The sequence below is a fragment of the Methylobacterium segetis genome, from assembly GCF_004348265.1.
In the GTDB taxonomy this organism is placed as follows: domain Bacteria; phylum Pseudomonadota; class Alphaproteobacteria; order Rhizobiales; family Beijerinckiaceae; genus Methylobacterium; species Methylobacterium segetis.
On record NZ_SMNT01000069.1, the window covers coordinates 18,768 to 29,980 of the forward strand.

At 71.6% G+C, this 11,213-nt stretch carries 11 protein-coding genes; 7 read left to right on the forward strand and 4 right to left on the reverse strand.

Translation table 11 applies throughout. The annotated features are described in order from the left end of the window. The first annotated feature begins 4 nt into the window (after positions 1–4). The 6 genes from E1J50_RS17460 (at position 5) to E1J50_RS17485 (ending at position 6,282) form a co-directional block, all read left to right on the forward strand. Positions 5–820, forward strand: a complete 816-nt coding sequence (locus E1J50_RS17460) for an SDR family NAD(P)-dependent oxidoreductase (protein WP_132255126.1) — start codon at positions 5–7, stop codon at positions 818–820. Between the two features lie 64 nt (positions 821–884). Next, positions 885–1,745, forward strand: coding sequence for an SDR family oxidoreductase (locus E1J50_RS17465; protein ID WP_132255112.1), 861 nt, complete (start codon positions 885–887; stop codon positions 1,743–1,745). Between the two features lie 8 nt (positions 1,746–1,753). Beyond that, positions 1,754–2,758 carry a magnesium transporter CorA family protein gene (locus E1J50_RS17470; RefSeq protein ID WP_132255113.1) on the forward strand — a complete coding sequence of 335 codons (1,005 nt, stop codon included), beginning with the start codon at positions 1,754–1,756 and terminating at the stop codon, positions 2,756–2,758. A gap of 147 nt (positions 2,759–2,905) precedes the next feature. Further along, positions 2,906–4,417: an ATPase domain-containing protein gene (locus tag E1J50_RS17475; RefSeq protein WP_425374945.1), complete on the forward strand. Its 1,512-nt coding sequence runs from the start codon at positions 2,906–2,908 to the stop codon at positions 4,415–4,417. Then, positions 4,414–5,502 carry a sensor histidine kinase gene (locus tag E1J50_RS17480; protein WP_132255115.1) on the forward strand — a complete coding sequence of 363 codons (1,089 nt, stop codon included), beginning with the start codon at positions 4,414–4,416 and terminating at the stop codon, positions 5,500–5,502. Before E1J50_RS17475 ends, E1J50_RS17480 begins: the two co-directional genes overlap by 4 nt. Positions 5,503–5,526: 24 nt before the next feature. Continuing rightward, entirely contained in the window at positions 5,527–6,282 is a 756-nt protein-coding gene (locus tag E1J50_RS17485; protein WP_132255116.1) for an SOS response-associated peptidase, read from the forward strand. Positions 6,283–6,320: 38 nt separating this feature from the next. Here the strand turns inward: E1J50_RS17485 and E1J50_RS17490 are convergent, their stop codons facing one another. The 3 genes from E1J50_RS17490 to E1J50_RS17500 all read right to left on the reverse strand — a co-directional run bounded on the left by E1J50_RS17490 (position 6,321) and on the right by E1J50_RS17500 (position 8,655). Then, positions 6,321–6,599: a hypothetical protein gene (locus E1J50_RS17490; protein ID WP_132255117.1), complete on the reverse strand. Its 279-nt coding sequence runs from the start codon at positions 6,597–6,599 to the stop codon at positions 6,321–6,323. Between the two features lie 65 nt (positions 6,600–6,664). Then, positions 6,665–7,912: a class I SAM-dependent RNA methyltransferase gene (locus E1J50_RS17495; RefSeq protein ID WP_132255118.1), complete on the reverse strand. Its 1,248-nt coding sequence runs from the start codon at positions 7,910–7,912 to the stop codon at positions 6,665–6,667. Continuing rightward, on the reverse strand, positions 7,909–8,655 hold the full coding sequence (locus E1J50_RS17500) for a TlyA family RNA methyltransferase (protein WP_132255119.1): 747 nt from the start codon (positions 8,653–8,655) through the stop codon (positions 7,909–7,911). The genes E1J50_RS17495 and E1J50_RS17500 overlap by 4 nt, the downstream gene beginning before the upstream one ends. Before the next feature lie 126 nt (positions 8,656–8,781). Between E1J50_RS17500 and E1J50_RS17505 the strand changes: the two genes are divergently transcribed. Then, positions 8,782–9,330 carry a superoxide dismutase family protein gene (locus E1J50_RS17505; protein ID WP_132255120.1) on the forward strand — a complete coding sequence of 183 codons (549 nt, stop codon included), beginning with the start codon at positions 8,782–8,784 and terminating at the stop codon, positions 9,328–9,330. 55 nt (positions 9,331–9,385) lie between these two features. On the opposite strand, the gene E1J50_RS17510 is transcribed toward E1J50_RS17505, so the two are convergent. Continuing rightward, positions 9,386–10,753: an MFS family transporter gene (locus E1J50_RS17510; protein ID WP_132255121.1), complete on the reverse strand. Its 1,368-nt coding sequence runs from the start codon at positions 10,751–10,753 to the stop codon at positions 9,386–9,388. Positions 10,754–11,213: the final 460 nt, after the last annotated feature.

The following is an 11,213-nucleotide window of genomic DNA, read 5'->3' on the forward strand; positions in this document are numbered from 1 at the left end:
CCTCGTGGCGGGGGCCTCGCGGGGCGTCGGGCGCGGCATCGCGCGGGGACTCGGGGAGGCCGGCGCCACCGTCATCGTCACGGCCCGCTCCAGCGAGACCGGGGCACGCACGGAGATGCGGCCGGAGGCGGTGGAGGACACGGCGCGCGAGGTCGACGCGGCCGGGGGCCAGGGCCACCACTATCTCTGCGACCACACCAGCGAGCGCGCCGTCGACGAGCTGATCCGCTGGACGCTGCGCCGCTTCGGGCGGATCGACGTCGCGGTGTCGAGCGTCTGGGGCGGCAACGAGGGCTTCGACGGCACCCGCTACCCGGACGGGACGGGCTGGGGCACGCCGTTCTGGCGCCGCTCGGCCGAGCCGTTCGGCCGCTTCCTCGAAGGCGGCCCCTACGCCGCCCTGCTGCTGGCGCGGGCGGTCGCGCCTGCCATGGTGTCTGCAAAGGGCGGGCTGATCGCGCTCGTCTCCTTCGACACTCAGGACGGCTATCTCGGCGACGTCTTCTACGACCTCGCCAAGGCGGCCACCAACCGGCTGGCGCTCGCCTTCGCGGAGGAATTGCAGCCCCACGGCGTCACGGCGCTCGGCCTGTCGCCCGGCTACGTGCGCACCGAGCGGGTGCGCGACCTCGGCCAGGAGGAGCGCGCGACCGAGAGCCCGCTCTACGCGGGCCGCGCCCTCGCGGCCCTCGCGGCCGATCCGAGCGTCGCGGAGCGGGCCGGGCAGATCCTGCACGCGGGCGATCTCGCCCAGGTTTACGGCTTCACCGACGCGGACGGCGCCCGGCCGCCGCGCTTCCGCGTCGGGCAACAGGACTGAGGGCGGCGCGGGGCTCCCGGTCGACGGGAGCCTCGGGAGCGCCGCGAGATCCGGGGAGGGTTCGATGGTCGCATCACTGAAGGGCAAGACCCTGTTCATCACCGGCGCTTCGCGGGGCATCGGCCTCGCGATCGGCCTGCGCGCGGCGCGCGACGGGGCGAACGTCGCGATCGCGGCCAAGACCGACACGCCGCACCCGAAGCTTGAGGGCACGATCCACACCGCCGCCGCCGAGATCGAGGCGGCGGGCGGCCGGGCGCTGCCCCTCGTCGTCGACGTGCGGGAGGAGGAGAGCGTGGCGGCGGCGATCACCCGCACCGCCGAGACCTTCGGCGGCATCGACATCGTGGTGAACAACGCGAGCGCGATCTCGCTGACGCGCACGCCGCAGACCGAGATGAAGCGCTTCGACCTGATGCATCAGATCAACACGCGCGGCACCTACATGGTCTCGAAATACGCGATCCCGCACCTGGAGAAGGCCGAGAACCCGCACATCCTGATGCTGTCGCCGCCCCTCGACATGCAGGAGAAATGGTTCGCGCCCCACCTCGCCTACACGATGGCGAAGTTCGGCATGTCGCTCTGCGTGCTCGGCCTCTCGGGAGAGCTTCGCCGGGCCGGCATCGCCGTCAACGCGCTCTGGCCCCGCACCACGATCGCGACGGCCGCGGTCAACAACCTGCTCGGCGGCGAGGCCCTGATGCAGGCGAGCCGGACACCCGAGATCATGGCCGATGCGGCCCATACCCTGTTCCTGATGCCGTCCCGCGAGGTGACGGGCCGCTTCCTGATCGACGACAGCTTCCTCGCCGAGAGCGGCGTCACGGACTTTTCAAAATACCGCGTCACACCCGGCGTACCCCTTGCGCCGGACTTCTTCGTGCCGGATGCGAGCGTACCGCCACCGAACGCGTTCGCCTGAGAGACCTCGTGATCTTCATCCACCAGCCGGCGGCCGGCGCCGGCCAGATCCTGCTTGAGCGGCGCGCCCTCGACCTTCAGGACCCGATCCCCGACGACACGGTCTGGCTCGACATGATCCGCCCGACCCGCGAGGAGGACCTCAAGGTCGAGGCCTTCATGGGCATCCAGGTGCCGACCCGCGAGGAGATGAAGGACATCGAGCCCTCGGAACTCCTCTACGTGGAGGAGGGCGCCCGCTACATGACGGGCCGCGTGCTCAGCAAGGTCAGCGATTCGGAGGATCCGGGGCTTGCCGGCATCACCTTCATCCTGCGCGAGAACCGCCTCGTCACCGTGCGCTACGAGGAGCCGCAGGCGTTCCGGATGTACACGCAGCGCGCCGGACGCACGACGGGCAACGGCCCGGCCGGCATCACTTCGGGCGAGACCATCCTCGCAGGGCTGATCGAGGCCGTGATCGACCGGGCGGCCGACGTGCTCCAGCTCCAGGGTGAGCGGATCGACCGGCTCTCGGGCAAGATCTTCGAGGTGCAGGACGACCCGAGCGTGCGCAACACCGCGCTGCAGGACACGCTGCGCGCGCTCGGGCGTCACGGCGACCTCATCTCCAAGCAGCGCGAGAGCCTCGTCTCGATGGAGCGCATCCTGCTCGCGCTCTCGGCGACCTACCGCACCAACAAGGCGCCGCGCGAATTGCGCGAGGACGTGCGCTCGACCCTGCGCGACCTGCAATCGCTGGAGGAGCACGCGACCTTTCTCTCGACCAAGATCCAGTTCCTGCTCGACGCGACGCTCGGCCTCGTGAACCTGGAGCAGAACAACATCATCAAGCTGTTCTCGGTCATGGCGGTGGTGTTCATGCCGCCGACCCTGATCGCGTCCATCTACGGCATGAACTTCAAGGCGATGCCGGAGCTCGAATGGCCCTTCGGCTACCCGATGGCGGTGCTGATGATGGTGGTGGCCGCCGTGCTGCCTTACGTGTTCTTTCGGTGGAAAAAATGGCTCTGAGGTCGAACCAAGCCGTCCCGTCAGAGTTGTGAAACGGCTTCGCTTGGCACATTTCGGGGGTGCCGTTAGAGAAGGGTGGGCGTGCATTCGGCTGCCCGTCCGAAGCGGGCTCTCCCCGAGATGACGAGACCGGACTTCATGAGTGCGATGGCCGGACAGTCGAAGAAGGCGAGGATCGGGATCTCCGGCCTCGACGACGTGCTCTCCGGCGGCCTCGTCCGGAACCGCCTCTACCTTCTGGAAGGCAGCCCCGGCACCGGCAAGACCACGGTGGCGCTGCAATTCCTGCGTGACGGCGCCGCGCAGGGCGAGAAGTCCCTCTATATCACGCTCTCCGAGACCGAGGAGGAGCTGCGCGAGACGGCGGCCTCGCATGGATGGACCCTCGACCCCAGCATCGTGGTCTTCGAGCTGATCCCGCCCGAGAGCCTCCTCGACGCCAACCAGCAGCAGAGCCTGCTCTACTCCTCGGATCTGGAGCTCGGCGAGACGACCCGGCAGATCTTCGACGCCGTCGACCGGGAGAAGCCGGACCGGGTCGTGCTCGACAGCCTGTCGGAGATCCGCCTGCTCGCGGGCTCGTCGCTGCGCTACCGCCGCCAGATCCTGGCGCTGAAGCACTATTTCGCCCGGCACGCGATCACCGTCCTGATGCTCGACGACCTGACGGCGGAGAGCCTCGACAAGACCGTCCACAGTGTCGCCCACGGCGTCATCCGCCTGGAGGAGCTGGCGGTCGATTACGGCGCGCAGCGCCGTCGCCTGCGGGTCATCAAGTACCGTGGCCAGCACTTCCGCGGCGGCTTCCACGACTTCACCATCGCCACCGGCGGCGTGCAGGCCTTTCCGCGCCTCGTCTCGCTGGAGCACAAGACGGGTTTCGCGCGCGATCGCCTAGCCAGCGGCATCCCGGAGCTCGACGCGCTTCTCGGCGGCGGCGTCGAGAAGGGGTCGAGCGCCCTCATCCTCGGCCCCGCGGGGACCGGCAAGTCGCTCTTCGCGGTCCAGTACGTGCTGGCGGCGATCGCCCGCGGCGAGCGGGCGGCGATGTTCGTCTTCGACGAGGAACTCGGCCTCCTGTTCGACCGGACCCGGCAGCTCGGCTACGACCTCGAAGGCGCGCGCGCGGCGGGCCATCTCCTGATCGAGCAGGTCGACGCCGCCGAGCTCTCTCCGGGAGAGTTCGCCCACAGGGTGCGCGCGCTGGTCGACGCGCACGGGGTCAAGACGGTGGTGGTCGACAGCCTCAACGGCTACCAGGCCGCGATGCCGCAGGAGAACGCCCTCATTCTCCACGTCCACGAGTTGTTGCAATACCTCAACCGGCAGGGCGCCACGACCTTCCTCACGGTCGCCCAGCACGGCCTCGTCGGGGACATGAAGTCGCCCGTGGACGTGACCTATCTCGCCGACACCGTGATCCTGCTGCGCTACTTCGAGGCGTTCGGCCGGGTCCGGCGGGCGATCTCCGTCGTCAAGAAGCGCGCGGGCCCGCACGAGGACACGATCCGCGAATACACGATCGGCGCGAACGGCCTCGCCATCGGCGCTCCGCTCGCCGGCTTCCAGGGCGTTCTCCGCGGGATCCCGACCTTCATCGGCGGGGCGGGCGAGTTGCGCCGGCCCGACGGCGAGGCGGGGCAAGAGGGCGACGCGTGACGCAGCCCAACAACCCGCACTCGGAGCGCGTGCTGGTCCTCGCCCCCCACGGCCGAGATGCGCCGATCGCCGCCTCGCTGCTCGGCGAGGCGAAGATCCCGGCGCTGATCTGCCAGGATCTGAACGAACTTCATCGCGGGCTCGTCGAGGGCGCCGGCATGGTCCTCCTCACGGAGGAGGCGATCCGCACCGCCGATCTCGGCGCAATCAGCCGCTGGATCGAGGCGCAGCCGCCCTGGTCCGACATGCCCTTCGTCCTGCTCACCGGCCGGGGCGGAGGGCCGGAGCAGAACCCGTCCGCCGCCCGCCTCTTCGGTATCCTCGGCAACGTCACCTTCCTCGAGCGGCCCTTCCATCCGACGACCCTGGTCAGCGTCGCCCGCACCGCGCTCCGCGGGCGCCGCCGCCAGTACGAGGCCCGCTCACGCCTCGAGGAGCTTCACGAGGGCGAGAGCCGGCTGAAATCGGCGCTGATGGCCGAGCAGCGCGGTGCGCAGCACCAGCGGCTGCTCATCGACGAGCTGAACCACCGGGTGAAGAACACGCTCGCCACCGTCCAGTCGATCGCGACGCAGACGCTGCGCAACGCCGACACCAACGACGAGGCCTACGCCTCGCTGGAGACCCGGCTGCTCGCCCTGTCGCGCGCCCACGACGTGCTGACCCGCGAGAACTGGGAGGGCGCCGACCTCGTCGAGGTCGTGTCGCAGGCGATCGCCCCCTACCGGGGCCGCAACGGCGAGCGCTTCCACATCACGGGGCCGGGCGTGCGGCTGTGCCCGCGCATGTCCCTCGCCATCGCCATGGCAATCCAGGAACTGGCGACGAACGCCGTGAAGTACGGGGCGTTGTCCAAGGAGGGCGGCGCCGTCGAGATCGACTGGGCCGTGCGCAACGGGCCGAAGCCGCCGCGCCTCGCCTTCCGCTGGACCGAGGTGGGCGGCCCCTCCGTGAAGCCGCCGAAGCGCCGCGGCTTCGGCTCGCGCCTGATCGAGCGCAACCTCGCCCGCGACCTCGACGGGGCGGTCGAGATCAACTTCGCGCCGACCGGCGTCGTCTGCACGGTGGACGCGCCGATCGCGTGAGTCTCGGGCGGGAGGGCTGAGGCGATGTGCGGGCGGTTCTTCATTGCGCAGGCGCCGGAGATTTTCCGGGACTTCTACGGCTACCCGGAGCGGCCGAACTTCCCCGCCCGCTACAACGTGGCCCCGACGCAGCCCGTCGCGATCGTCCACGCGGAGGGCGGCGAGCGCCATTTCCGGCTCGTCCGCTGGGGCTTCTGGCCGGGCTGGCTCAAGGACCCGAAGGGGTTCCCGCTCGTCATCAACGCCCGCGTCGAGACCCTCACCGAGAAGCCGACCTTCCGCGGCGCGCTGCGCCACCGCCGCTGCGTCTTCCTCGCCGACGGGTTCTACGAGTGGCGGCGGGAGGGCACGGGCCGCGGCGCGATCAAGACGCCCTTCATGATCCGCCGGGCGGACGGGGCTCCGATGGCGCTGGCGGGGCTCTGGGAGACCTGGGCGGGCGCGGACGGCTCGGAGATCGACACCGCGGCCATCGTCACGACGGGGGCGAACGGCACGATGGCGGCGGTCCACGACCGGATGCCGGCGATCCTCGCGCCCGAGACGATCGAGCCCTGGCTCGACACGCGCGACGTCGATGCCGGCCCCGCCGCCTCCCTCTGCCGGCCCTGCCCGGACGCGTGGCTGCGCCTCGACCCCGTCGGCGCCCGCGTCAACGACGCGCGCAACGACGATCCCGGGTTGATCGAGCCGGTGGGCGAGCCACGGCCGGCGCCCCCCGAGCCCGGCGCGCCGCCCCGCCGCTCCAGCGACGAGGACGCGCAGGGCGCGCTGTTCTGAGGCGCCGGCTCCCTGTCCGACAAAGGCGCGGCCCGCGGTCATTTGCAGCCCTGGCAGATGCTGCGCTCGATGCGGTCGTCGGCGGAGCGCTCGCGGCGCTGCTCGGCGGCGCTCGGCACCTCGCCCGGGCCGAGGGAGCCCGGCGGCTTCGTCACCCCTTCCGCATTCGTGTAGGGCGCGGTGATCGTCGAGGCCGGTCCGCCGCCGGTGCCGGTCCGGTCGGGCGCCGTCGTGCTGTCCTGCGCGTGCAGCATCGTCGGCAGGGCGAGGGCGAGGCAGAGCCCGGCGGCTCCGCGGGCGAGGGCTGAGGCAAGCATGGCCGTCTCCTGTGCCCGCAGAACGCGGCGCCCGCGCGAAGGTTCAGGGGCGGGAACCGTACGCTCTAGCGCCGCCGCTTCGGGGGAGGGCGCCGGAACACGCCGACGAGTTCGACATGGGGCGACCACGCGAACTGGTCGACGGGCGTGACGCGCTCCAGCGCGTAACCGCCGGCGACGAGGGTCGCGGCGTCGCGGGCGAAGGTCCCCGGATCACAGGACACCATGATCACCTGAGGCGTGCGGGATTGGGCGAGCTGCGCCGCCTGCGCCTGGGCGCCGGCGCGCGGCGGATCGAGCACGACGGCGTCGTAGGCATCCGCCTCGTGCGCGAGGAGGGGGCGGCGGAAGAGGTCGCGCCGCTCGTGGCTGATCCGGCGCAGGCCCGTGGCCGCGCGCGCCGCCCGATCGAGGCTCGCGAGCGAGGCCGCGTCGCCCTCGAGCGCGTGCACCTCGGCGCGGCGGGCCAGCGCGAGGCTGAAGGGCCCGCTGCCCGCGAACAAGTCCGCGACGCGCTTCGGCCGGCCCGCGAGGGACTCGACCACGATCTCCGACAGGATCGCCTCGCCGCTCTCCGTGGCCTGCAGGAAGCCCCCCGGCGGCGGGACGCGGGACGGGCCGCCGGACCCGATCGCGGGCGGGCGCCGCTCGACGACGACGTCGCCGTGCAGCGCGAGGCGGGCGAGGTCGAGCTCGTCCGCGAGGCGGACGAGGACGGCGCGCACGCCCTCGCTCACCGGCCCGTGGCCGCGGATGTCCACGTCGAGGCCCGCTCGCGTCGCGGTCACCGCCACGTCGAGGGGCTTGCGGCCGTGGCCCAGCGGCGCGGAGAGCCTGCGCGCGATCTCGGGCGCCCGGTGCAGGGCGGGCACCGTGATCGGGCAATGGTCGATCGCCACCAGCGCGTGGCTACGGGCCGCCATCAGGCCGGCCTCCGCCTGCCCCTCGACGTGGCGCACATGGAGCGTGATGCGCCGCCGCCCGGGCGCCGAGGCGTCGCGCAGCGGCTCCGGCTCCACGGCGAGCCCGGCCTGAGCGAGCGCGCCTGCCACGAGCCCGCGCTTCCAGGCAGCGTAGGCGGCGGGCGCGAGGTGCTGCACCGCGCAGCCGCCGCAGCGCTCGAAATACGGGCAGAACGGCGCGATCCGATCGGGCGAGGGGGTCTCGACCGCGACCAGTTCGGCGCGCGGGCCGGCGCGGCGCACGGCGACGCGCTCGCCCGGCAGGGCGCCCGGCACCGGTGTGCCGTCCTCGGCGATGCCGTCGCCGCGGGCGCCGAGATGGCGGATCGCGACCGTTTCGAGTTCGCTCAACGCCGATCTCCCATGCGGCCGCCGATCAGGAATTCCCGGTTGCCGTCGCCGCCCGCGACCGGGGAGGGGACGAGGCCGAGGATCGTCGCGCCGAGCCCTTCGAGGCAGGCGCGCACCTCCGCGCAGACGGCGTCGTGCACGGCCGCGTCACGCACGATCCCGCCGCGGCCCACGCGCTCGCGCCCGGCCTCGAATTGCGGCTTGATCAGCGCGGCGAGGCCGGCGCCTTCCGCCAGGAGCGGCACCACGGCCGGCAGGACGAGCCGCAGCGAGATGAAGCTGACATCGACCGCCATCAGGGCCGGCGCCCGCGGGATCGACGCCCGGTCGAGGCGGCGCGCATCCGTTCCTTCGAGGCTCGTCACCTCGGCGCGCGCGCGGAGCGAGGCGTGCAGCTGGTCGCGCCCGACATCGACGGCGTAGACATGGGCTGCGCCGCGCTGGAGCAGGACGTCGGTGAAGCCCCCCGTCGAGGCGCCGACATCGAGGCAGACGAGGCCCCGCGGGTCGAGGCCGAAGGCGTCGAGGGCGGCGGCGAGCTTGACGCCGCCGCGGGACACGAAGGGGTAGGGCTCCCGCGCCTCGATCCGCGCCTCGGGCGCGATCCGATCGGAGGCGCGCAGGATCGGGCGCCCGTCCGCGCTGACGAGCCCCGCCTCGATGGCCGCCTGCGCCCGGGCCCGGCTCTCGAAATGGCCGCGCTCCACCAGAAGGCGATCGGCTCTCGGCCGGTCCCGCGTCATGTCGCCCCGATGGTCCCGTCTCGATGTGTGGTCAATGCGCCACCCGACGCTTCGGCTTGGCGGCAAGCCCTGTCGAAGGGCAAGCTCGGCGCCTAACTAGCCCAGCGTGGAGAGGAGAGCCATCACATGAAATGCCACCTGCCGTTGCTCGCGGCCCTCGCGAGCGTGACCCTGACCGCATCCGCCCTGGCCCAGAGCGCCGAGGCACCGGCGAAGCCCGCCGCGCCTCAGACCTTCGAGAGCGAGATCAAGAACAACAAGGGCGAGCCGATCGGCACGATCCAGCTCCGCGACGGCTCGAACTCGCTGGTGGTGCGGGTCTCGATCAAGGCCAACGGCCTGCCGCCGGGCTGGCACGGCATCCATTTCCACGCGGTCGGCGACTGCTCGGACACCGAGAAGTTCGAGAAGTCGAAGGCGCACGTGAACCACGACCAGAGCAAGCACGGCCTGCTCAACCCGGACGGGCCGGACGAGGGCGACCTGCCGAACGTCTTCGCCAATGCCGACGGCTCGGTGAATGCCGAGGTGTCCAGCGAGACCCCGCTGACGGGCGAGGGCGGCCTCAAGGACGGCGACGGCTCGGCCCTCGTCATCCACGCGAACGAGGACGACCACGCGAGCCAGCCGATCGGCGGCGCGGGCCCGCGCCTCGCCTGCGCGGTGATCAAGTAGGTCGCGGGATCGAAGGGCGCGTCTCCGGCCCGCGAGGGGCAGGAGACGCGGCCCCTCACGCGTGGGCGAGCCGCGGCTTGGCGCCGAGGGCCTCCTCGACCGTGCCGTCGCCGTCGAGATAGCCGTGGCGCTTCGGGTTCGGCATGATGACCGACCCGACGAAGGCGACGGCGAGCATCACCGTCACGTACCAGAAGAAGCTCGACTCGATGCCCTGGTCCTTGAACCAGAGGGCCGCGTACTCCGCGGTGCCGCCGAAGGTGGCGTTGGCCAGCGCGTAGGAGAGGCCGACACCGAGCGCCCGCACGTTCGTCGGGAACAGCTCCGCCTTCACGATACCGCTGATGCCCGTGTAGAAGCTGATCACGGTGAGCCCCAGCGTGATCAGCGCGAAGGCGAGATAGGGGTCCTTGTTGCCCCCGAGCAGGGTCATCAGCGGCACGACCATGATCGTGCCGAGCCCGCTGTAGAGCAGCATGTTCGCCTTGCGGCCGATGCGGTCCGAGAGCGCCCCGAAGATCGGCTGGATCAGCATGTAGACGAGGAGTGCCAGGGTCATCACCTGCGAGGCGGTGGTCTTCTCCATGTGGGCCGTGTTGACGAGGTATTTCTGCATGTACGTCGTGAAGGTGTAGAAGCTCAGCGAGCCGCCGGCGGTGTAGGCCAGCACCACGCAGAAGGCGCGCCAGTGCTTGAACAGCTCCTTGAAGGTGCCGGCCTGCTCCCGGTCGCCGCCTTTCTCCATCGTCTCGGCCAGCGAGCGCCGCAGGTAGAGGGCCACCACGGCGGCGAGCGCGCCGATGAAGAACGGGATGCGCCAGCCCCAGGCCCTGAGCTCGTCGGCCGTCAGGAGCGCCTGCAGCGAGACGAGGACCAGCGAGGCGAGGAGCTGTCCGCCGATCAGCGTGACGTACTGGAACGAGGCGTAGAAGCCGCGCTGCCCCTTCAGCGCCACCTCGCTCATGTAGGTGGCGCTGGTGCCGTACTCGCCGCCGACCGAGATGCCCTGGACCATCCGGGCGACGAGGAGCAGGATCGGCGCGGCCGTGCCGACCGTGGCGTAGGTCGGCAGGAGCCCGATGGCGAGCGAGCCCGCGCACATCATCAGAACCGAGATCACCATCGAGGTGCGGCGCCCGAGCCGGTCCGCGATGCGGCCGAACAGCCAGCCGCCGACCGGCCGCATGAAGAATCCGACCGCGAAGATGCCCGCCGTCTGCAGGAGCTGGCTCGTTGGATCGCCCTGCGGGAAGAAGGCGGGCGCGAAGTAGAGGGCGAAGAAGGCGTAGCAGTAGAAGTCGTACCACTCGACCAGGTTGCCGGAGGAGGATCCGACGATCGCCATGATCCGGCGGCGGCGGTCGGCGGCATCGTCCTGCGCGGAGGACGCGATTCCGATCGTGTCGGGCGGGGACGTGTGCATGGGCGTTTCCTCTGCGGCACGCGGCGTTCGCGGTGATTGTACTTCGCGCCACCCGCACGTTTATCCCCTGCCGCCCCATCCGAACAGGCTGGCGGGCGCGCTAACGCACTGAGACACCTCGGGGTGTCACCGTCGGGCCGCATCGCCCGCGCGGGCGCGCGGGGAGCGCGCGATCGGCGGATCCGGCATTTGCGGAACGGTTTCCTGCACCTTCTCGTTGCGGGGCGGAGTCGACGCCAGAACGGCGTCGCGAAAACGGGATCGGATCACGCCATGAGCAAGCTCGTTCGGAGCACGGTGACGGCCGCCGTGCTGGTTCTCGGGGCCGCGACGGCCCTCGCACAGGGCGGAGCCGGCGGTGGGGCTGGCGGTGGCGCCGGCGGTGGTGCTGGCGGAGGGGCAGGCGGCGGTGCCGGGGTCGGCGCAGGTGGCGCGGGCGGCGGCGCGGGCGGTGCGGGCG

Coding starts and splice junctions, on each gene's coding strand:
- E1J50_RS17475 (WP_425374945.1), top strand. CDS start 2,906: ATGGCCGGACAGTCGAAGAAGGCGAGGATCGGGATCTCCGGCCTCGAC.
- E1J50_RS17485 (WP_132255116.1), top strand. CDS start 5,527: ATGTGCGGGCGGTTCTTCATTGCGCAGGCGCCGGAGATTTTCCGGGAC.
- E1J50_RS17510 (WP_132255121.1), bottom strand. CDS start 10,753: ATGCACACGTCCCCGCCCGACACGATCGGAATCGCGTCCTCCGCGCAG.
- E1J50_RS17500 (WP_132255119.1), bottom strand. CDS start 8,655: ATGACGCGGGACCGGCCGAGAGCCGATCGCCTTCTGGTGGAGCGCGGC.
- E1J50_RS17490 (WP_132255117.1), bottom strand. CDS start 6,599: ATGCTTGCCTCAGCCCTCGCCCGCGGAGCCGCCGGGCTCTGCCTCGCC.
- E1J50_RS17505 (WP_132255120.1), top strand. CDS start 8,782: ATGAAATGCCACCTGCCGTTGCTCGCGGCCCTCGCGAGCGTGACCCTG.
- E1J50_RS17465 (WP_132255112.1), top strand. CDS start 885: ATGGTCGCATCACTGAAGGGCAAGACCCTGTTCATCACCGGCGCTTCG.